This window comes from Streptomyces sp. CA2R106 (assembly GCF_037034245.1).
Classification (GTDB): Bacteria; Actinomycetota; Actinomycetes; order Streptomycetales; family Streptomycetaceae; genus Actinacidiphila.
Genome location: NZ_JBAGKC010000002.1, coordinates 316,790 through 338,083, shown reverse-complemented (window position 1 = coordinate 338,083; position 21,294 = coordinate 316,790). Strand labels below are relative to the sequence as shown.

Genomic DNA, 21,294 nt, shown 5'->3' with positions numbered 1-21,294 from the left:
CTCAGCCGCGCCCGGGCGCCAGCGGCGAGCGCGAGGTCGCCGCCCAGTGGTAGAGCGCCATGCCCACGCTGGTGGCGAGGTTGTAGCTGGAGACCTGCGCGCGCATCGGCAGGGAGACCAGCTCGTCGGCCTGGTCGCGCAGCTCGGCGGATACGCCGTGCCGCTCGGAACCGAAGACGACGAGCGCGCCGTCGGGCAGCCCGGTGTCGCGGATGTCCGCGCCCTCCGGGTCCAGGACGTAGCGCGGCCCCGGCGGCAGCTCGGCCGGACCGGCGTGCTCGACGGCGGTCGCGTAGTGCAGCCCGGCGCCGGACCGTACGGCGTTGGGGTGCCAGGGGTCGAGGTCGCCGGTGGTGACCACCCCGGTGGCGGCGAAGCCGGCCGCGAGGCGGACCACGGCGCCGACGTTGCCGAGGTTGCGCGGCCGGTCGAGCACGACCAGCGGGGCGAGCCGGGGCAGGCGGTGCAGCGCGGCGAGGTTCGCGGCCCGATCCCGGCGGACGGCGAGCGCGGCCACCCCGGTCGGATGCACCCGGGGCACCAGGTCGCGCAGCACCTCGCCCGGCACCTCGGCGACCCGCGCGGCCAGTTCCGCGCCGAGGTCGGGCGCCAGCCCGTCGGCCAGCCGCAGCAGCCCGGGCCGGTCGGCGGTCACCGCGACCGCCACGTCGGCGCCGAAGCGCAGCGCGTGCTTGAGGGCGTGGAATCCGTCGAGCAGCACACAGCCGGGCCCCGCCGCCCGCCATGCGCGCACCGCGGCCGCGCCGCCCTCCGCCCGCGCGGCCTCGTCCTCGGTCATGCGCCCACCCTACGGGCCGGCCGGCGCCTGACCCGTACGGCCGTCAGGTGAGGGCGGACGGCGGCGGGCCGACGGCCGGCTCGGCCGGGGCCTCGACGCGCGGCCCGGGCAGCACCCCCGCGGCGGACTCCCGTACCCGGCGGCGGCTGACGGCCTGGTACTCCGCCCACAGCAGGAACCCGGTCGGCAGGAACACCGCGTCCGCGGAGATCATCGCCAGCGAGAAGAACGGCAGCCCCAGCACCACGGCGATCGAGGCGTGCTCGATCATCATCCCGACCAGCAGCACGTTCTTCACCCGGCGGTTGAAAAGGGTGAAGGGGAAGGCGACCTGGACGATCACCGTGCCGTAGGTGATCAGCATGACCACCACGGCGTGGCTCGCCATCGTGTGGGACAGCGCCGGCCAGGGCGTGAAGTCGTCCAGGTGCAGCGGGTAGTACAGCGCGGTGCCGTCCTGCCAGCGGCTGCCCTGGATCTTGTACCAGCCGGCGGTGGAGTAGATGAGGCACACCTCGGCCACGATCACGAGCATCGCGCCGTTGTGCACGACGTTGGCGACGATCTCGAGCACCGTGCGCGGCTCGCCGGGCGCGTAGCGGCGTACCGCCCACCACACCGCCTGACCGGCCCAGCAGGCCCAGAAGACCAGGTCCCAGCCGTCGCTGAGCTTGCCGCCGAGGGTGGCGCCGAGCAGCACGGCGCCGAACACCGCCCACAGCGCGATGCCGACCGGATCGACACCGGCGCGCGCGGCGACGGGGGCGGCCGCGGCTACGGGTGCGGGTGCGGGTGCGTCCGCCCCGACGGGCTCCGGCGCTTCCTCGGCCGCCGTTTCCTCCGCCGCTGCCGCCTCCGCCGCTTCCGCCTTCGCCCGGGCCGCCTCCGCCCGGCGCCGCGCGCGGCGGCTGTCGAGCGACCAGACCAACCCGCAGCGGGTGAAGGCGAGGTAGATCGCGAGGATGTGGACCACGTTGTCGCCGCCGTCGCCCATGAACACGCTGCGGTTCTGCAGCGACAGCACCCCGACCATGAACATCAGCGCGGACGTCCGCGTCCGCCACCCGAGCACCAGCGCGGCGCTGGACAGGATCGCGAAGGCGTAGCCGATCTCGAACCAGGCGCGGCTGTCACTCCACATCAGCACGCTGAACGCGTGGTTGCCGGCCAGCAGCCGCTGCGCCAGGTCGAACCCCCAGGCGCTGTGCGGGCCGTAGAGCGCGCCGCGGTGCGGGAACTCCCGCAGCAGGAACAGCAGCCAGGTCAGCGAGACGCCGATCCGCACCACCGCGCTCTGGTACGCGCCGATGGCGGTGCCGGTGACGCGGGTGAGCCCGCGCGTGACGGCGCGGTCGAGCGCGGAGCTGACGCTCGCGAAGCTGGGGGTCGCCGGGACGTGCCGCCCGGCGCGGGCCTCGGTGCGGCCGCCGGGCGTGCTCATGAGGAGGCCCCCTGCCGGGCGGTGGTGGTGGAGGTGGAAGTCGTGGTCGGGGTCGTGGTGGGAGTCGTGGAAGTCGTGGTCGTACCCGTCCCCGTGGACCCGTCGACGACCCACCAGGGGAGCGTGCGGTACTGGGTGGTCGGCCGGGAGAGTCCGGCGGCGCTCCAGGTCGGCTGCCCGACCGGGGTGGTGGCCGCACGGGCCTGGACCCGGACCACGGTGCCCCCGTTCAGTTCGGTGCCCAGCCGCCCCTGGACGATGCGCTGGAGGTAGGTGCGGCTGAGGTCGCCGCCCACGGGATTGGTGGGCTGCTCCTGGGCGTCATGGGTGTCGGTGTAGTAGCCCCAGGCGCGGCGCAGTTCGTTCTGCTGGGTGTGGCTGGGGACCGGGTCGTGCCGCATGGCGGCGATGTCCATGCCGGTCAGGTCCACCCAGCCGGTGGTCTCGGTGCCGCCGCCGGGCTTGCTCACCTCGGCGCGCGCCTGGATGTGCACGTTCTGCTGGAGCGGGTCCGGGGCGAACAGCTTCCAGTTCTGCTCGAACTCCGGGTAGATGTAGTCGTTGACGGCGGCCGCGTGCTCCTTGCTGAGCGTGTTCGAGGGCGCCACGTACAGGAACACCATCGCCAGGTGGAACAGCGCACCGACCGCGACCGCGCCCACGACCAGCGCCACCACTATCCGCCCGGGCAGCGACAACCCCGCCACACTGGGCGGCGGCCCCTCCGTTGGCCCCATCCGACCCTCCCCGCTCTCCGCTGCGCCCGGGTGCCGACCCTAGCCACCCCGGGACCCCGGCGGTGACCTTACCGAGTTATCCACAGGCGCAGGAAGATACGGACGCGCCAAGGCACGGATGCGGTAGGGGCGGCGCGCTACAGGACGTAGCCCTCGGCGCCGCTGTCGTCGACGACCGGGCGCCCGGCGGCCTCCCAGTCGAGCATGCCGCCGCTGACGTTCACCGCGTCCACGCCCTGCGCGATCAGATACTGCGCGACCTGCGCGGAGCGCCCGCCGACCCGGCAGACGACGTGGACGGTGCCGCCCTCGGGCAGCTCGGCGAGCCGGCCGACGACCTCGCCCATCGGGATGTGCAGCGCGCCCTTGGCATGGCCGGCGGCCCACTCGTCGTCCTCCCGGACGTCCAGGAGGGTCGCGTCGGCCGGCACGGCGGCGGCGTCCACCGCGGGGAGCTGGGAGTGGAACATCGGACGCGGCCTCCTGGGACACGGAACTGCACGATCAGGGACGTACGGCGGCCGCGGGCACCAAGGCGGCGCCGCGGGCTACTGGAAAGCTACCTCAGCCGCCGGCGGCGCCATGGACCAGCTCGGCGAGCCGGGCCTCGCGCTGCGACACCTGCGTGAGCAGCTGCTCGGCGATCTCGTTGAGCAGCGCGTCCGGGTCGTCGGGGGCGAGCTTCATCATCTGCCCGATGGCGCTCTCGTCGAGTTCCGCGGCCAGCGCGGCCAGCTTCTCCTTGCGCTCGGCCAGCCACTCCAGCCGGGCGTAGAGCACCTCGGCCTCGCTGGGCAGGTCCGTGACCGGCACCGGTCCGGCGTCCCACTCGGCGGCCAGTTCGCGCAGTCCCGCCTCGTCGGCGTAGGCGTACGCCTCGTTGACGCGCGCGATGAAGCCGCTGCGGCGCTCCTTCTCGGCGTCGTCCTGCGCCAGGTCGGGGTGCGCCTTGCGGACCAGCTCGCGGTACAGCCGCTGGGCCTCCTTGCCCGGGCGCACCCGGCGCGGCGGGTTGGGGTCCTCCACCGGCCGCACCCCGTCGGCGCCCAGCAGCCCGCCGAACAGCTCCTCGACCCCGGGCATCGGCATCACCAGGGCGCGCGCCTCCCAGGCGCGCTCGATGTCGGCCCGGTCGCCGCTGTGCGCGGCGACGGCCTCCGCGATCAGCGCGTCCAGCTCGTCCAGCCGCGCGTACATCGGGCCGAGCCGCTGGTGGTGCAGCCGGGAGAAGTTCTCCACCTCGACGCGGAAGGTCTCCACCGCGATCTCGAACTCGATCAGCGCCTGCTCGGCGGCGCGCACCGCCTTCGCCAGGCGCTCCTGGCCCTCCGTGTCCACGTACGCGGCCCCCGCGGCGGCGGACCGGCCCGCGGCCGGGTCGGCGCTCGGGTCGGCTGAGGTCCCGTCGGCGGCGGCAGACGGCGCGGAGGCGGCGGACGGTCCGGGTCCGGAGGTGTTCGTCACCCGGACAGCGTAGGCCCTCTACGGTCGATCATGCCGGGAGCGCGGTCGCGCGCGGCCGCGGACTACGCACCCCGACCGGTCCCGCGGGCGGCCCGGTCCGCGGGGTGCGGGGCCGGCGCCGGGCGCCCGCCCCGGCCCGCGCGCCCGGCGGCGGTCCTACGATCCGACGGGTCGTCACCATGCCCCACACGGGCACCAATCCGGCCGATCTGCCGACCGAATCGGCCGTTTCGTGCTTGCCTTGAAAGCCGGACGACCCCTGACCCAGCTCACTCAGCGCGGAACCACAGCGCCGGACCGCAGGTGCACGACGTTGGACGAGATCATCCGGCATCCCGATGCCACCGAACCTGACCGCCACACCGACCGCCCCACCGCTCGTTCCGAAGGTGCCGCGCCCCCGGCCGGGCCCGCCACGGCGGCCGTGCCCGTGATACGGCCCGCACCGCTGCCGCCGGTCCGCCTGCCCGCACCGCCGCTGCCCCCGTCGGCCGCGGCCCCCGCACCGGCCGCGGCCTCCGCGCCGGCGGCGGCCCCCGCGCCGGCGACCGCGGCCCCGCCCGGGCTGGCGGCCCTGCTGCGGCTGGCCGTGCTCTGCGTGGACCCCGACGGCCGGATCTCGTACTGGAACCGCGGCGCCGAGGAGCTGTTCGGCCACCGCTGGGAGCACGTCTTCGGCCACCGCGCGGCGGGCCTGCTGAGCACCACCCGCCCGGCCGCCGGGCACACCGACAAGCGGCCCGCGGCGGCCCGCCAGGACACCCTGGAGCTGCTGGACGACGTCACCGTCTCCTCCTGGGCCGGGGCGCTGGCCGCCACCGACCGCGACGGCACCTTGAAGGACGTGCTGTGGTGGACCTACCGGCTGGTCGAGCCGGGCGGCCGCAGCCTGCTCGCCATCGCGGTGCACGCCAAGCCGCTGCGCACCGGCGGGCTGCGCCTCGCGCTCGGCGGCCGGCTGCTGCCGTACGGCGCGGAGGGGCCGCAGCGCCAGGACATCGCGGTCGCCGCGGTGCTCGCGCCGAGCGCCGACCCGGCGGCGGGGCAGGCGGCGGCCGGCCGGCTCGCCGCGGTGCTGCCGGGCGCCAGCCCGGGCCGGCTGGACCGGATCGTGCGGCAGATCGCGGCGCTCGGGCCACCGGCGCTGGAGGTCGAGGACGGCGTCCGGCTGCCCGTCGTCCCGCAGGAGCACGCCGCTCTCGCCGCGGCCGCCCGCGCGGAGAGCGCCGTACGCGCCGTCCGCAGGGAGTTGCCGCCCGGCGGCCGTACGGTCGCCGCCGCGGAGCAGGAGGGCAGCGGCGGCAACGGCGACGGCGACGCGTCCAGCGCGTCCGCGCTCACGGCGGTGCCGCCGCCCTCGCTCACGCCGTACCCCGCCCCGGCCGGGCGGAAGAGGAAGCGGAAGGCGGCGGCCGCGCCCGTACCGTCCGATCATCAGCCCGGAAACCGGCCGGACCACGACCACGCACCGGATCATGCTCCGAACCGCGCGCCGTCCCCGCCGTCGGACAACGGCTCCCCTGGCCCCGCGGTCGCCGGACGCGGCGACCGGCACGCGCCCGCCACCGTCCCCCACCCCGGCAACGCCCTCGACGAGCAGCTCGCCCTGCTGCGCGCCGCCGGCTCCTTCATCGGCTCCACCCTCGACCTGGACACCACCGCCCGCGAGCTGTGCTCCGTCACCGTGCCGCGCTTCGCGGACCTCGCCTCGGTGCTCGTCGTGGACCAGCTCTTCTCCGACACCGAGCCGCCCAAGGGCGACCGCCCGTCCGACACCGTGCTCGTCCGGCGGGTCGCCACCGCCCTGCCCGAACCGGCCGGCGTGTGGGAGGTGGCGGTGCCCGAGGGCGAGCTGGTCTCACTCCCGGCCGGGGACATGGTGCCCCGGCTCGGCGACCCGGTGCTGGTGCCCGTGGTGGACCCCGCGCTCTCCCCGGACATCGCGCTCGACTTCGGCGTGCCGGCGCTGGGGCCGCTGATGGCCGGCCACTCGCTGATCGTGGCGCCGCTGACCGCCCGCGGCACCGTGCTCGGCCGGGTCTACTTCCTGCGCGGCCCGGGCCGCCGCCCGTTCGACGTCCGGGACGCGGCGACCGCCGCCGAGGTGGTCGCGCGCGGCGCCGTGCACATCGACAACGCCCGGCTGCACCGCCAGGAGTCGCGGGCCGCGGCCACACTCCAGCGCTCGATGATGCCGACCCGGCCGCCGCGCATCCCCGGCGTCCGCATCGCGCACCACTACATGCCGGGAGACCGGCAGGCCCAGGTCGGGGGCGACTGGTTCGACGCGATCCAGCTGCCCGGCGGCCGGGTGGCGCTGATCGTCGGCGACGTGATGGGCCACGGGCTCCAGGCGGCGGCCGTGATGGGCCAGTTCCGTACCGCCGTCATCACCATGGCCGGGCTCGACCTGCCGCCGGCGCAGCTGCTGCGCCACCTCGACAACCTCGCCCACCGGCTGGGCACCGAGCACCTGGCCACCTGCGTCTACGCGATCTACGATCCGATCCACCGCACCCTCACCCTCGCCAACGCCGGCCACATCCCGCCGGTGCTGGCCGGCTCCGACGGGCGCGGCGAGCTGCTGCGCATCCCCGGCGGCGCGCCGATCGGGGTGGGCGGGGTGCCGTTCGAGACGGTGGAGGTCCCGGCGCCGGACGGCAGCTGGCTGGTGCTGTGCACCGACGGGCTGGTGGAGGTGCGCGGCCAGGGCATCGACGCGGGGCTGGCGGCGCTGTGCGCCAACGTGATCGAGCCGCAGCAGTCCCCCGAGGACGTGTGCGCGCAGATACTCGCCCAGGTGCACTCCGACGACCGGAACGACGACGTGGCGCTGCTCGTCGCCCGCTTCGAGGGGGTCGCCCCGCAGGACGTGGTGCGCTGGAGCCTGCTGATCGAGGACGCCGAGGTGGCCCGGGCCCGCGAGCTGACCCGCCGCCAGCTGTCCGAGTGGGGCCTGGAACACCTCGCGGACGTGGCGGAGTTGCTGGTCAGCGAACTGGTCACCAATGCGATCAGGGCCGCGTCCTACGAGGTGGAGCTGCGGCTGATGCGCGTGGGCAAGCTGCTGGTGGAGGTGAGCGACGACAACCACAACCTGCCGCAGCTGCGGCGCGCGGAGGCGGACGACGTGACCGGGCGCGGGCTCGGACTGGTGTCGAACCTGTCGCGGCGCTGGGGTACCAGCCGGAAGGCGGTCGGCAAGGTGGTGTGGTTCGAGCTGCCGCTGCCCTCCTGACGGGGACCGCAAGCGAGCAGCGGGCGGACTGCGGGTCGGAGTGCGGGCGGGACTGCGGGCGCACGGGTAGCTGATATCGTTGCATTTTACAACCTTGCGCCGCCGGCACCCGGCCGCGGCCGCCCCGGCAGGAGTGTGACCGCGATGTCCGCAGCAGCGACCCCCGCCCCGCCGGCCGAGACCACCGCCTCGCTCGAGGTGATCCAGCGCGAGCTGACCGCGTTCGCCCGGCGCGCCCGCGCCACCGCCGCCCGCATGCACCCCGAACTGTCCCTGGTCGCGTACACCATCCTCGCGCACCTGGAGGAGCAGCAGGGCTGCCGGGCCACCGACCTCGCCGCGCACTACCTGCTGGACAAGTCGACGGTCAGCCGCCAGGTGGCGGCCCTGGAGCGGGACGGCTTCCTGGAGCGGCGGACCGACCCCACCGACCACCGGGTGCAGGTGCTGCACCTCGCGCCGCGCGGCGTGGCGAGCCTGGCGGCGGCCCGGGTGCGGCGGCAGGAGACGTTCAAGGAGCGGCTCGCCGGGTGGGACCCGGCCGACCTGGAGCGGTTCGCCGCCTACCTGGTGCGCCACAACGAGGACGCCGCGGTACACCCGTGACCTCGCCGGCGCGCGCCGTCAGGCAGTGGCGCAGCCACCCGCCTCCTGGTCGCCGTCGAGCGCGGCCGGGTCCGGCTCGGTGCAGGGGACGTCGTCGGGCAGGTAGGTCTCGGCCCAGCGGGTGAGTTCGCCCAGCGCGGGCCGGATCGCGAGCCCCGCCTCGGTCAGTCCGTAGCTGACCCGCAGCGGCGGGCCGGGATCGACCTCGCGGACCACCAGTCCGGCGTCCGCGAGTTCGGTCAGCCGGTCGGAGAGCATGCGTTCGCTGATCCGCGGGATGGCCCGGCGGATCTCGGCGAAGTACGCGGGGCGGTGTGTGAGCACTGCCACGATCAGCCCGGTCCACCTCTTGCCGAACAACTCGAAGACCCTGGTCAGCGCGACGTCCACGCCTCGACAGGGGGCACCCGGGCGCACCTGCTGTCCCCGTTCCATGGCCACAGCGTACTCCGTCACACCCCTAGCGCTGCAAAAAAGTAAGTCTCTGTGTTAAAAATAGCTACGTACGAACTTGCGGCACCGCTGACGTCGGAGAACGTCATCAGCCCACCGAGCGCGGCGCCGATCCCAGCCCTTATCCCTTGATGACGAAGAGGCTTCACCATGGCCACGCTGCTGCACATCGACTCGTCCGCCTTCCACGACACCTCCGTCTCCCGCGAGGTCACCGCGACCTTCCGCAAGGAGTGGGAGAGCCAGCACCCCGGCGGCACCGTGATCTACCGCGACCTGGCCACCGCGCCGGTGCCGCACCTGACCGCGGACGGCATCATCGGCACCAACGTGCCGGCCGAGTCGCGCACCCCCGAGCAGGCCGCCGCGGTCGCCCTGCGCGAGGAGCTGGCCGACGAGCTGGAGCGCGCGGACGCGATCCTCATCGGCACCCCGATGTACAACTTCACGATCCCCTCGACCCTCAAGGCGTGGCTGGACCAGGTCATCGTGGTCGGGCGGACCGCGGGCGAGGGCGGCTCGGTCGCCGGCAAGCCCGTCACCGTCGTGACCGCCCGTGGCGGCGGCTACGGCCCCGGCACCCCGCGCGAGAGCTTCGAGTTCGCGGCGACCTACCTGGAGAAGGTGCTCACCGGGATGCTGTCGCTGGAGGTCCACTTCGTGATCCCCGAGCTGACGCTCGCCCGCGTCAACCCGGCGATGGCCTCCCTGATCGACGCCGCGGACGCCTCGAAGGCGAAGGCGCACGAGGACGCGGCGGAGAAGGCCAAGACGCTCGCCGCGCGCTTCGCCGCCTGAGGGCGACCGCCCAAGGGACCCGCACAAGGGACCCGCACAAGGGATGTCGACAAGGCAACACCCGTAAGACAACGCGTGCCACCCACGCCAACGGGGCCGCGGCCACCCGTCGTTCGCACGACAGGCGGCCGCGGCCCCGCGGCCTGCTCGCGCCGGACGCGAGCAGCGGACTACGTCAGAGGTTGACCCCGAAGTCCTGGGCGATGCCGCGCAGGCCGGAGGCGTACCCCTGGCCCACCGCGCGGAACTTCCACTCCGCGCCGTTGCGGTACAGCTCGCCGAAGACCATCGCGGTCTCGGTCGAGGCGTCCTCGGTCAGGTCGTAGCGGGCGATCTCCGCGCCGCCCGCCTGGTTGACCACGCGGATGAACGCGTTGCGGACCTGGCCGAAGCTCTGCTGCCGGGTCTCGCCCTCGTAGATCGAGACCGGGAAGACGATCTTGTCGACCTCGGCCGGCACGCCGGCCAGGTTGACCTTGATCGACTCGTCGTCGCCCTCGCCCTCACCGGTGAGGTTGTCACCGGTGTGCTCGACGGAGCCGTCCGGGCTCTTGAGGTTGTTGAAGAAGACGAAGTGCTTGTCCGACACGACCTTGCCGGAGGCGTCGAGCAGCAGCGCACTCGCGTCGAGGTCGAAGTCGCTGCCGGTGGTGGTCCTCACGTCCCACCCGAGGCCGACGGTGACCGCCGTGAGTCCGGGGGCCTCCTTCGTCAGCGAGACATTGCCGCCCTTGGAGAGGCTGACACCCATGCTGGATCTCCCTGCTCGGTTCGGCGCGGGCCACGCCGCTTGACGATTCCTTTGCCCAACGGATTCAACGCACACCACCCTGCCCGGGTTCCCGCCCGGCTGCCACCGCGACCCGCACGCAGAACAGGGCGGCATCGAAGAACGATGCCGCCCTGTCCGGGTCCTGCCTGGAAACACCGGGTGCTTCCGCTGGTGCGCGAGGGGGGAGTTGAACCCCCACGCCCTTTCGGGCACTGGAACCTGAATCCAGCGCGTCTGCCTATTCCGCCACCCGCGCATGGGTGCCGCCGTTGGGCTTCTCACCTGGACTTCGACCGGTAGGTCTTGCTGGTGGGAACCCCGTCCGACATGCAGAAGATTAGCACGCCGCAAGCCGTGCGTTCACATCCGTTTCCCGCGGTGCCCGGCGGGCGGCACGCGGGGGCGTGGCGGTGCGGGACACTGGGGACACTGGTGGGGACGGCCCGCACCCGGGGCCGGTCCGGAGCCGCGCACAGCGGCCCCAACTACCATCGCTGTGGGTGGGAGGAGCGCAGGCGCGGCGCGGTGTGAGGGTGGACACTGCCCACCCGGTCAAGATCGGGGAACCACGGGTTTTTCCCACGCGTGGATACGATCAGTAAGCAGTATCGGAATCGAGCCGACGGACGATCCGGAGGAGGGAGGTGCCCGGTGGGTGTGCTGAAGCGTTTCGAACAGCGGCTTGAGGGCATGGTGAACGGCACCTTCGCCAAGGTCTTCAAGAGCGAGGTGCAGCCCGTGGAGATCGCGGGTGCGCTACAGCGTGAGTGCGACAACAACGCGACGATCTGGAACCGCGACCGCACCGTGGTGCCGAACGACTTCATCGTCGAGCTGAGCGCTCCCGACTACGAGCGGCTGAGCCCGTACGCGGTCCAACTCGGCGACGAACTGGCCGGCATGGTCAAGGACTACGCCAAGCAGCAGCGCTACACGTTCATGGGCACCATCAAGGTGCACCTGGAGCGGGCCGACGACCTGGACACCGGGCTGTACCGGGTGCGCAGCCGCACCCTGGCGTCCAGCGAGTCCCAGCACCCGCAGTCGCACCAGCCCCAGCACCAGCCCCAGCCCCAGCGCCCGCCCGCGCCGCACGCCCCGCACGGCCACCAGCCGCCGCCCGCGCGCCCGCAGCAGTCCTACCAGGCGCCGGCCCCGCCGCCGTACCAGCAGCGCCCCGAGCGCCCCGCGCCCGACCGGCACGCCGCACCGCCGCGCCCGGCCGGCCTGCCCCCGATGCCGGCCGCCCCGCCGCCGGGCGGCGGCGCCCCGGTGACGCGGCTGCCCGGCACCGGCGTGCCCGCGGGCTCGCCGGCGGCGAGCGTCCGGCGCTGGGTGGAGATCAACGGCACCCGCCACCAGATCTCCCGCGGCAGCCTCGTGCTGGGCCGCTCCACCGAGGCCGACGTCCGGGTGGACGATCCGGGCGTATCGCGCAAGCACTGCGAAATCCGGGTCGGCACCCCCTCCGTCGTCCAGGACCTCGGGTCGACAAACGGCATCGTGGTGGACGGACAGCACACCCAGCGCGCTACGCTCCGCGACGGCTCCCGCATTGTCGTGGGGAGCACCACCATCGTGTACAGGCAAGCCGAAGGGTGAAGCGGGGGCAATGTCAGAGCTGACCCTGACGGTCATGCGGTTGGGTTTCCTCGCCGTGCTGTGGCTGTTCGTCATCGTCGCGGTCCAGGTGATCCGCAGCGACCTGTTCGGGACCCGGGTGACCCAGCGCGCCTCGCGCCGGGCCGACGACCGGTCCCGCCCGCCGCAGCAGCGCCAGCAGCAGGCGCCGCCGCCCCGCCAGCAGCCGCAGAACAACCGCCAGCGGCGCGGCGCCCCCACCAAACTGGTGGTCGCCGAGGGCTCGTTGGCGGGCACCACGGTGGCGCTCCAGGGCCAGACGATCACCCTGGGCCGGGCACATGACTCGACGATTGTGCTCGATGACGACTACGCGTCCAGCAGGCATGCCAGGATCTACCCGGACACCGACGGCCAGTGGATCGTCGAGGACCTGGGCTCCACCAACGGCACCTACATGGACCGCAACCGGTTGACCACGCCCACCCCGGTCCCGCTGGGCGCGCCGATCCGCATCGGCAAGACCGTCATCGAGCTGCGGAAGTAGTCGCACAATGGGGCAGCGAAGCCACGACGCGCGAGCGAGAGGGTGGGCAGCGTGCGGATGTACCCGGAACCGACGGGGGAGGTACGCATGTCGTTGAGCCTGCGTTTCGCCGCCGGTTCGCACAAGGGCATGATCCGCGAGGGGAACGAGGACTCCGGCTACGCCGGCCCCCGTCTGCTCGCGATCGCCGACGGCATGGGCGGCCAGGCCGCCGGCGAGGTCGCCTCCTCCGAGGTGATCTCCACCATCGTCACGCTCGACGACGACATCCCCGGCTCCGACATCCTCACCTCCCTCGGCACCGCGGTGCAGCGGGCCAATGACCAGCTGCTGCACATGGTCGAGGAGGACCCCCAGCTGGAGGGGATGGGCACCACGCTCACCGCCCTGCTGTGGACCGGGCAGCGGCTCGGGCTGGTGCACGTCGGCGACTCCCGCGCCTACCTGCTGCGGGACGGTGTGCTCACCCAGATCACCCAGGACCACACCTGGGTGCAGCGGTTGGTGGACGAGGGCCGGATCACCGAGGAAGAGGCCACCACGCACCCGCAGCGCTCGCTGCTGATGCGCGCGCTGGGCAGCGGCGAGCGGGTCGAGCCCGACCTGTCCATCCGCGAGGTGCGGGTCGGCGACCGCTACCTGATCTGCTCCGACGGGCTGTCCGGGGTGGTCAGCCACCAGACCATGGAGGACACCCTCGGCGGCTACCAGGCCCCGCACGAGACCGTGCAGGAGCTGATCCAGCTCGCGCTGCGCGGCGGCGGCCCGGACAACATCACCTGCATCGTCGCCGACGTGCTCGACACCGACGACGGCGACACCCAGGCCGCGCAGCTCAACGACACCCCGGTGGTGGTCGGCGCGGTCGCCGAACACCAGTCGCAGCCCCACGACCCGCGGCACCTGGACACCCCGGCCGGCCGCGCCTCGGAGCTGGGCCGCACCCCGCACCAGGCCGGGCCCACCGGCACCTTCGGGCCGCCCGGCAGCGGCGACCCGGTGCCCGGCACCCCGCCCGGCTCCTTCGGCGCCTACGACGGCGACCTCGACAAGCCGGCCCGGCGCAAGTGGCCCAAGCGCACCCTGATCAGCGTCGTGGTGCTGGCGGTCGTGGCCGGCGGGCTGTACGGGGCGTACTCCTGGACCCAGAACCAGTACTACGTGGGCGCCAAGGGCGACCACGTCGCCGTCTACCAGGGCATCAACCAGAAACTCGTGGGCCTGAGCCTGTCCAAGGTGCACCGCGACCGCTCGGACATCCCGCTGAAGTACCTGCCGTCCTACCAGCGCAAGCAGGTGCAGGACACCATCGCCACCAGCAGCCTGGGGCAGGCGGACGACAAGGCGGACGAGCTGGCCCAGCAGGCCGAGGTCTGCAAGAAGGTCGCCACCGCCACCAGCCTGGCCGACAAGGCCAAGGACGCGACGAAGAACGCCGAGAACTCGGTCGGCTCCGGCAGCGCCGAGGGGACCAAGGGCGGGAAGAAGATCACCACCACCCCGACCCCCTCCCCGAGCGCCTCCCTGACGCCGGACGAGAAGAAGCTGGCCGGCGAGTGCAGCACGGACACGGACACGGGCCAGCAGTAGTGCCGGCACCGGGAGCAGCAGGAAGGTTCGGCTCGTCATGAGCGCCAGCAACACCACGACGATCACGTCGATCGGCGCGCCCAACCGCCGCAACACCGAACTGGTCATGCTGCTCTTCGCGGTGGCGATCCCCGTCTTCGCGTACGCCGACGCCGGGCTCGCCAAGCACGGCTCCGTGCCGGCGGGCCTGGCGGAGTACGGCCTCGGCCTGGGCTGCATCGCGGGCATAGCGCACCTGCTCGTCCGCAAGTTCGCGCCCTACGCGGACCCGCTGATGCTGCCGATCGCGACCCTGCTCAACGGCCTCGGGCTGGTGCTGATCTGGCGGCTGGACCAGGAACCGTCCATCACCACCCCCCAGCTCGGCGGCGCGATGGCCCCCAAGCAGCTGATGTGGTCCGCGCTCGGGGTGGCGCTCTTCGCCCTGGTGCTGGTCTTCCTCAAGGACCACCGCATCCTCCAGCGCTACACGTACATCTCGATGATCGTGGCGCTGGCCCTGCTGATCTCGCCGATCTTCTTCCCCGCGGTCTACGGCGCCCGGATCTGGGTCACCATTCCCGGCGTCGGCTCGCTCCAGCCGGGTGAGTTCGCCAAGATCGTCATCGCGGTCTTCTTCGCCGGCTATCTGATGGTCAAGCGCGACGCCCTCGCGCTCGCCTCCCGCCGCTTCATGGGCCTGTACCTGCCGCGCGGCCGCGACCTCGGCCCGATCCTGGTGATCTGGCTGTTCAGCCTGCTGATCCTGGTCTTCGAGACCGACCTCGGCACCTCGCTGCTCTTCTTCGGCCTCTTCGTGATCATGCTCTACGTGGCCACCGAGCGGACCAGCTGGATCGTCTTCGGCCTGCTGCTCAGCGCGGGCGGCGCGGTGATGGTCGGCACCACCGAGGCGCACGTCAAGGTCCGCGTCCACGAGTGGCTGCACCCGCTCGCCCTCCAGAACGGCGGCGTCACCGAGACCGCGCAGTCCCGCTACGCCTTCGGCTCCGGCGGCCTGTTCGGCTCCGGCCTCGGCGAGGGCTACAGCCGGCTGATCGGCGGCATCGCCCCGAAGAGCGACTACATCCTCGCCACCGTCGGCGAGGAACTGGGCCTGGCCGGCGTGATGGCCATCCTGCTGCTGTACGGGCTGCTGATCGAGCGCGGCATGCGGACCGCGCTGGCGGCCCGCGACCCGTTCGGCAAGCTGCTCGCGGTCGGCCTGTCCGGCGGCTTCGCGCTCCAGGTCTTCGTGGTCGCCGGCGGCGTCACCGGGCTCATCCCGCTGACCGGTATGACCATGCCCTTCCTCGCCCAGGGCGGCTCCTCCGTGATCGCCAACTGGGCGCTGGTCGCGCTCCTGCTCAGGATCAGCGACACCGCGCGGCGCCCGGCGCCGAGCCCCGCGCCCTCCCCCGACTCCGAAGCGACCCAGGTGGTGCGCAGCCAGTGAACAAGCCCCTGCGACGGGTCGCGGTCTTCTGCGGTCTCCTCGTCCTCGCCCTGCTCGTGCGCGTGAACTACGTGCAGTACGTCCAGGCGGGCCAGCTCTCCAGCGACCCGAACAACCGGCGGGTGGCGATCAACCAGTTCGCCCAGCCGCGCGGCGACATCATCGTGGACGGCAAGGCGATCACCGGCCACACCACGACCACCGGCAGCGACTTCAAGTACAAGCAGACCTTCACCGACGGCCCGATGTGGGCGCCGGTGACCGGGTACGCCTCGCAGGCGTACAGCACCTCCATGCTGGAGGGCGTGGAGGACAAGTTCCTCACCGGCAACGACGACCGGCTCTTCTTCAACCGCACCGTCGACCTGCTCACCGGCAAGCAGAAGCAGGGCGGCAACGTGGTGACCACCCTCAACGCCAAGGCGCAGGCCGCCGCGTTCAACGGGCTCGGCAAGAAGAAGGGCGCCGTGGTGGCGCTCGACCCGCGCACCGGCGCGATCCTGGCGATGGCCAGCACCCCGTCGTACGACCCGAACTCCTTCGCGGGCAACTCGCTGACCGACGAGAAGAACTGGAACGCGGTCCAGAAGAAGAGCGACAAGGACGACCCGACGCTGAACCGGGCGCTGCGCCAGACCTACCCGCCCGGCTCGACGTTCAAGCTGGTCACCGCGGCGGCGGCGCTGGAGAGCGGCAAGGTCACCGACATCGACTCCGCCACGGACTCCCCCGACCCGTACATGCTGCCGGGCACCACCACCCCGCTGCCCAACGAGGGCGACATCCCCTGCAAGAACGCCAGCATGCGCAACGCGCTGAAGTACTCGTGCAACAGCGTCTTCGGCAAGCTGGGCAACGAGGTGGGGCTGGACGGGATGGTCTCCGAGGCCGAGAAGTTCGGCTTCAACGAGGAGCAGTTCATCCCGGTCCGCGCGGACGCCAGCAACTTCGACACGAAGATGAGCGACGACCACGTCGCGCAGTCGTCGATCGGCCAGTTCGACACCACCGCGACGCCGCTGCAGATGGCGATGGTGGCCGGCGCGATCGCCAACGACGGCACGCTGATGCAGCCGTACGAGGTGGACAAGCTGGTGGCGCCGAACCTGAGCACCATCTCGCAGACCTCGCCGAAGAAGATGAGCCAGCCGCTGTCGGAGGAGAACGCGAAGAAGCTCCAGTCGATGATGGAGACCGTGGTCAACTCGGGTACCGGCAGCAACGCCAAGATCAGCGGTGTGACGGTCGGCGGCAAGACCGGTACCGCGCAGAACGGCGTCAACAACGAGGGCATCCCCTACGCCTGGTTCGTCTCCTACGCCAAGACCGACCAGGGCTCGCCCGTCGCCGTGGCGGTCGTGGTCGAGGACGCCTCCGCGAAGAGCGACGTCTCCGGTAACGGGTACGCCGCCCCGATCGCCAAGAAGGTCATGGAAGCGGTGCTCGACAAGTGAGAGACACGTCACGTCCGGATCGGGTCGCAGGCAGATACCGGTCGGATATCGGCGGGCCGCCGAGCCCGATGTGCGCGCGGAGCGCCCGGTAGCGTAGGCCCGAGCAGGCATAGGGCACAGGTTCACATGTCGGGTTGAGCTTGCGGGATTGAGGAGAGGGCAGAGCTATGGAAGAGCCGCGTCGCCTCGGCGGCCGGTACGAGCTGGGCTCGGTGCTCGGCCGCGGTGGCATGGCCGAGGTGTACCTCGCCCACGACACCCGGCTCGGCCGCACTGTTGCCGTGAAGACGCTCCGGGTGGATCTCGCCCGCGATCCGTCCTTCCAGGCCCGGTTCCGCCGTGAGGCCCAGTCGGCCGCCTCTCTGAACCACCCCTCCATCGTCGCCGTGTACGACACCGGCGAGGACTACGTCGACGGGGTCTCGATCCCGTACATCGTGATGGAGTACGTCGACGGCTCCACGCTGCGCGAACTGCTGCACTCCGGGCGCAAGCTGCTGCCGGAGCGCTCCCTGGAGATGACCGTCGGCATCCTCCAGGCCCTGGAGTACAGCCACCGGGCCGGCATCGTGCACCGCGACATCAAGCCCGCGAACGTGATGCTGACCCGCACCGGCCAGGTCAAGGTCATGGACTTCGGCATCGCCCGCGCCATGGGCGAGTCCGGCATGACGATGACCCAGACCGCCGCGGTGATCGGCACCGCGCAGTACCTCTCGCCGGAGCAGGCCAAGGGCGAGCAGGTCGACGCCCGGTCCGACCTGTACTCCACCGGCTGCCTGCTGTACGAGCTGCTGACCGTCCGGCCGCCGTTCGTCGGCGACTCGCCGGTCGCGGTGGCCTACCAGCACGTCCGCGAGGAGCCGCAGCCGCCGTCGGTGTACGACCCCGAGGTCACCCCGGCGATGGACGCGATCGTGCTGAAGGCGCTGACCAAGGACCCGGACTACCGCTACCAGTCGGCCGACGAGATGCGGGCCGACGTCGAGGCGGCACTGGACGGCCAGCCGGTCGGCGCGACCGTCGCGATGGGCGCGGCCGGCTACGGCTACCCGCACCAGTACGGCGACACCGCGGCCACCACGGCGATGCCGCCGCAGACTGACCCGCAGACCTCGATGCTGCCGCCGGCCCGCGACGACGACGGCGGCTACGGCTACGAGGACCGCCCGGACCGGCGCCGGCAGAAGAAGTCGAGCAACACCTCCACGGTGCTGCTGGTCATCGCCGCCGTGCTGGTGCTGATCGGCGCGATCTTCCTCGGCAAGTCGCTGTTCGGCGGGCACGCCAACAACAGCGGCACCGTGCCGGACTTCACCAACGTGTCGCTGACCGACGCCCAGGCGAAGGCGGGGAACGTCGGCATAAAGCTGGTCAAGGGCCCGGCGGTGTACTGCGGGAACGTCGACAAGGACCTGGTCTGCAAGCAGGACCCGGCGGCGGACTCGGCGATCCCGTCGGACAAGACGGTCACCGTGAACCTGTCGAAGGGCGCCGCGCCGGTCGCGGTGCCGGATGTGACCAACGACAAGTTCGACGACGCGAACACCGAGCTGACCAAGCAGGGCTTCCAGGTCCAGCAGAAGTCCGAGACCTCCACCACGGTCGACCCGGGCACGGTCATGAGCCAGGACCCGAAGGGCGGCACCAAGGCCGCCAAGGGCTCGACGATCACCCTGACCGTGGCGGTGGCGCCGAAGAAGGCCACCCCGACGAACGTCAAGGGCGAGTCCTACGACGACGCGGTCAACGCCCTCAAGGCGCAGGGCTTCACCAACATCAGCCGGGGCACCGACCAGCCGTCCGACGAGACCCAGCAGGGCGACGTCATCAGCCAGACGCCCGACCCGAGCGCGGGTGAGCAGTCACTGGACACCCAGATCGTGCTGACCGTCTCCTCGGGCCCGGCGCCGACGACCCAGGCGCCGGCGACCATGCCCGACCTCGCCGGCAAGAACGTGGGCGACGCCAAGGCGGCGCTCCAGGCGCTCAACCTCAACCTCCAGATCAACGCGGTCAACATGCAGGGCGGGCAGGCCGCCGACAACGCCAAGGTGGTCCAGACGGACCCGCAGGCCGGCACCCAGCTCCAGGAGGGTCAGACGATCACGCTGACCGCGTTCGGCGGCAACGGCTTCGGCCAGTAGGCAGCCGCTCCTCCGCCCGCGCCGCCCGGCACCCCGCGCCCCGCCGCCGGAGCTACTTCAGCTCCGGCGGCGGGGTGCGCTGTGCGTCGACCTTCTCGGTGCGGACCAGCTGGCCCCACACCACGTAGCGGTAGAGCGAGGTGTAGACGGGCGTGCAGGTGGTGAGGGTGATGTAGCGGCCCGGCGTCTTCTTGCCGGACTCCTTCGGGACCTGGTCGGTCACCGCGACGTCGTACTTCGAGGTCTGGTCGAGGACCTTGTAGACCTTGTAGACGTACCAGGTGTCCTTGGACTCGAAGACGATCGGGTCGCCGGTGTGGATCTTGTCGATGTTGTGGAACTTCGCGCCGTGGCCGTCGCGGTGCGCGGCGACGGTGAAGTTGCCGGTGCTGTCCCAGGGCATCGCCGCCGGGGTGGGCTTGGTGTAGTAGCCGGCCACCCCCTCGTTGAGCACGTTGGTGGAGGTGCCCTTCTTCACCAGTACCTCGTAGTTCCGGCCCATCGCGGGCACGTGCAGGAAGCCGATGCCGTCCTTGGTGTCCAGGCCGCGCGGGGCGCTGTTGCCGCCGCCCGACGGCGTCTGGGCCCACTCCTGGCGGACCTTCGCGGCCTCCTTGCGGGCGTGCCGGTCGGCGACGACGTTCGTCCACCACAGCGAGTAGACGACGAACAGCGCGAGGATGAGCCCCACGGTGATGAGGACCTCGCCGACGACGCTGATGACGGCCGCGACACGGCCCCGCCCGGTGCGGTTCTCGGTGGTCACGCTGTTCCGTTCTGTTGTTGTCGCGCCCTCAGCCATTGACGAGCGCGTCGGGTTTGCCCTTGCTGCGCGCCCGCTCCTCGGTCAGTTTGCCCCAGACGATCAGCCGGTTGGTGCTGGTGAACTCGGGCGTGCAGGTGGTGAGCGTGATGTAGCGGCCCGGCCCGGTGAAGCCGGAGCCCGGGGGCACGGGGTCGAGGACGCTGATGTTGCTGGGCGGGGTGGTCGCCAGTGAGCTGGTCACGGTGTAGGTGTAGTACGTCGTGGACGTCTCCACCACCACCTTGTCACCGGGGACGAGGCGGTTGATGTAGCGGAAGGGCTCGCCGTGCGTGTTGCGGTGGGCGGCGACCGCGAAGTTGCCGGTCTTGTCCCAGGGCATCGCGGTGTTGGTCGGTTCGCCGTCGTAGTGGCCGATCATGCCCTTGTTGAGCACCTTCGTGGTGCTGACGCCCTGGGCGATCGGGGCCTTCACGTCCAGCTTGGGGATGTACATGATCGCGAAGCCCTGGCCGGGCGAGAAGGTGCCCGCGTCCCGGCTGCCGTCACCGGTGCTGTTGTCCCACTGCTGCTCCAGGTTGTGCGACGCGCTGTTGGCCTGCGCGTGCGCCCGTACGTTGGTCCACCACAGCTGGTAGGTGACGAACAGCAGCATCACGACGCCGACGGTGATGAACAGTTCGCCGACGATCCGGCTGATCACCACCGCGGGGCTGTCCTTGGCGGCCTTCGCGGCCCGGCGGGCCTCGACCCGGCTCAGCGGCGCGGCCGGCTGCTCACCGTCGGCCGCGGGGGCGGGCGCTGCGGCGGCGCCGCGGCCCCGGGCGCGATGGCCGCCGCGGGCGGCCGCCTTGCGCCGGGCGGCGCGGCCGCCCTCGGCAGGGACCGGCCCGGGGGTGGGTGCCGCGGCGGAGGTGGCGGCCGTGGCGGCGGCCCCGGCCTGGGCCGCCTCAGCCGCCTGGGCCGCCTCGATGGGCACGGTGTCGGTGAACTGGGGAAGCTGCGCGGTCTCGTCGGGCGCCGGCCCGGATGCCCTCGGCTCTGGCGAAGGCACGGCGGCCGCGGGAGCGGCAGGGGCCGGCGCCGTGCCAGGCGTCGTGCCGGGTGCCATGACGGGCCCTGACGCCGGGGCAGGTGCCGGGCCGGGGGCGGTCACGGGTGGCGGCGCCATCGGCGGGGGTGCGCTCGCCGGCTCCGGCTGCTGCGGGGCCCGCCCCGGCGCGCGGAACCACGGCGAGCCCGGCGCGGGGCCTTGCGGCGGGCCCTGCGTCGGGCCCTGCTGCGGGCCAGGGGGCGCGGCACCGTGCGCGGGCCCCTGCGGGGCGCCCTGCGGCGGGCCCTGCTGAGGTGTGCTGCCGCCCGCCGGGGCCCGGCCGGGCAGCGGGTCGTTCAGCGGGTCCGCGAGCTGTCCGACGGCGACCTCGAACTGCCCGGTGTCCTCGTACGACATCGGGCCGTCGGAGTGTCGC

The 21,294-nt window shown here is 72.5% G+C and carries 18 protein-coding genes and 1 tRNA gene; 9 read left to right on the top strand and 10 right to left on the bottom strand.

From position 1 onward, the window contains the following. Position 1 precedes the first annotated feature (1 nt). The 5 genes from WA788_RS04645 to WA788_RS04625 form a co-directional block, all read right to left on the bottom strand. On the bottom strand, positions 2-799 hold the full coding sequence (locus tag WA788_RS04645) for a TrmH family RNA methyltransferase (RefSeq protein WP_335971890.1): 798 nt from the start codon (positions 797-799) through the stop codon (positions 2-4). A gap of 43 nt (positions 800-842) precedes the next feature. Next, positions 843-2,240, bottom strand: a complete 1,398-nt coding sequence (locus WA788_RS04640) for an HTTM domain-containing protein (RefSeq protein WP_443033977.1) — start codon at positions 2,238-2,240, stop codon at positions 843-845. Next, positions 2,237-2,977 carry a DUF5819 family protein gene (locus WA788_RS04635; protein WP_335971886.1) on the bottom strand — a complete coding sequence of 247 codons (741 nt, stop codon included), beginning with the start codon at positions 2,975-2,977 and terminating at the stop codon, positions 2,237-2,239. Before WA788_RS04635 ends, WA788_RS04640 begins: the two co-directional genes overlap by 4 nt. A gap of 137 nt (positions 2,978-3,114) precedes the next feature. After that, positions 3,115-3,447 (bottom strand): rhodanese-like domain-containing protein, encoded by a 333-nt coding sequence (locus WA788_RS04630; protein WP_335971885.1) that lies wholly within the window; start codon positions 3,445-3,447, stop codon positions 3,115-3,117. 94 nt (positions 3,448-3,541) lie between these two features. Beyond that, on the bottom strand, positions 3,542-4,441 hold the full coding sequence (locus tag WA788_RS04625; protein WP_443033972.1) for a J domain-containing protein: 900 nt from the start codon (positions 4,439-4,441) through the stop codon (positions 3,542-3,544). A gap of 313 nt (positions 4,442-4,754) precedes the next feature. On the opposite strand from WA788_RS04625, the gene WA788_RS04620 reads away from it, so the two are divergent. Then, positions 4,755-7,679: an ATP-binding SpoIIE family protein phosphatase gene (locus WA788_RS04620; protein ID WP_335971883.1), complete on the top strand. Its 2,925-nt coding sequence runs from the start codon at positions 4,755-4,757 to the stop codon at positions 7,677-7,679. Positions 7,680-7,823: 144 nt separating this feature from the next. Beyond that, positions 7,824-8,285, top strand: a complete 462-nt coding sequence (locus WA788_RS04615; protein ID WP_335971881.1) for a MarR family winged helix-turn-helix transcriptional regulator — start codon at positions 7,824-7,826, stop codon at positions 8,283-8,285. A gap of 18 nt (positions 8,286-8,303) precedes the next feature. Here the strand turns inward: WA788_RS04615 and WA788_RS04610 are convergent, their stop codons facing one another. Further along, entirely contained in the window at positions 8,304-8,720 is a 417-nt protein-coding gene (locus WA788_RS04610; protein ID WP_335971878.1) for a winged helix-turn-helix transcriptional regulator, read from the bottom strand. A gap of 168 nt (positions 8,721-8,888) precedes the next feature. Between WA788_RS04610 and WA788_RS04605 the strand changes: the two genes are divergently transcribed. After that, positions 8,889-9,536 (top strand): FMN-dependent NADH-azoreductase, encoded by a 648-nt coding sequence (locus tag WA788_RS04605; protein WP_335971875.1) that lies wholly within the window; start codon positions 8,889-8,891, stop codon positions 9,534-9,536. Positions 9,537-9,711: 175 nt separating this feature from the next. Here the strand turns inward: WA788_RS04605 and WA788_RS04600 are convergent, their stop codons facing one another. After that, positions 9,712-10,287: a TerD family protein gene (locus WA788_RS04600; protein ID WP_335971872.1), complete on the bottom strand. Its 576-nt coding sequence runs from the start codon at positions 10,285-10,287 to the stop codon at positions 9,712-9,714. Positions 10,288-10,477: 190 nt separating this feature from the next. Continuing rightward, positions 10,478-10,564: transfer RNA gene (locus WA788_RS04595), tRNA-Leu, on the bottom strand. A 395-nt stretch (positions 10,565-10,959) separates the two neighbouring features. On the opposite strand from WA788_RS04595, the gene WA788_RS04590 reads away from it, so the two are divergent. The 6 genes from WA788_RS04590 (at position 10,960) to pknB (ending at position 19,062) form a co-directional block, all read left to right on the top strand. After that, positions 10,960-11,910 carry a DUF3662 and FHA domain-containing protein gene (locus tag WA788_RS04590; protein ID WP_335971869.1) on the top strand — a complete coding sequence of 317 codons (951 nt, stop codon included), beginning with the start codon at positions 10,960-10,962 and terminating at the stop codon, positions 11,908-11,910. 10 nt (positions 11,911-11,920) lie between these two features. Continuing rightward, positions 11,921-12,436: an FHA domain-containing protein FhaB/FipA gene (locus WA788_RS04585; protein WP_335971866.1), complete on the top strand. Its 516-nt coding sequence runs from the start codon at positions 11,921-11,923 to the stop codon at positions 12,434-12,436. Between the two features lie 57 nt (positions 12,437-12,493). Continuing rightward, positions 12,494-14,026, top strand: coding sequence for a Stp1/IreP family PP2C-type Ser/Thr phosphatase (locus WA788_RS04580; RefSeq protein ID WP_335972223.1), 1,533 nt, complete (start codon positions 12,494-12,496; stop codon positions 14,024-14,026). A 37-nt stretch (positions 14,027-14,063) separates the two neighbouring features. Continuing rightward, positions 14,064-15,461, top strand: coding sequence for an FtsW/RodA/SpoVE family cell cycle protein (locus WA788_RS04575; RefSeq protein ID WP_335971863.1), 1,398 nt, complete (start codon positions 14,064-14,066; stop codon positions 15,459-15,461). Next, positions 15,458-16,915: a peptidoglycan D,D-transpeptidase FtsI family protein gene (locus WA788_RS04570; RefSeq protein WP_335971861.1), complete on the top strand. Its 1,458-nt coding sequence runs from the start codon at positions 15,458-15,460 to the stop codon at positions 16,913-16,915. The genes WA788_RS04575 and WA788_RS04570 overlap by 4 nt, the downstream gene beginning before the upstream one ends. A 167-nt stretch (positions 16,916-17,082) precedes the next feature. Continuing rightward, a complete protein-coding gene (pknB, locus tag WA788_RS04565; RefSeq protein WP_335971859.1) occupies positions 17,083-19,062 on the top strand; it encodes a Stk1 family PASTA domain-containing Ser/Thr kinase in 1,980 nt (659 codons plus the stop codon). 52 nt (positions 19,063-19,114) lie between these two features. On the opposite strand, the gene WA788_RS04560 is transcribed toward pknB, so the two are convergent. Together WA788_RS04560 and WA788_RS04555 are read right to left on the bottom strand one after the other, a co-directional pair. Further along, positions 19,115-19,864 (bottom strand): class E sortase, encoded by a 750-nt coding sequence (locus WA788_RS04560; RefSeq protein ID WP_335971857.1) that lies wholly within the window; start codon positions 19,862-19,864, stop codon positions 19,115-19,117. Then, positions 19,857-21,275, bottom strand: a complete 1,419-nt coding sequence (locus WA788_RS04555) for a class E sortase (RefSeq protein ID WP_443033971.1) — start codon at positions 21,273-21,275, stop codon at positions 19,857-19,859. The genes WA788_RS04560 and WA788_RS04555 overlap by 8 nt, the downstream gene beginning before the upstream one ends. Positions 21,276-21,294 lie beyond the last annotated feature (19 nt).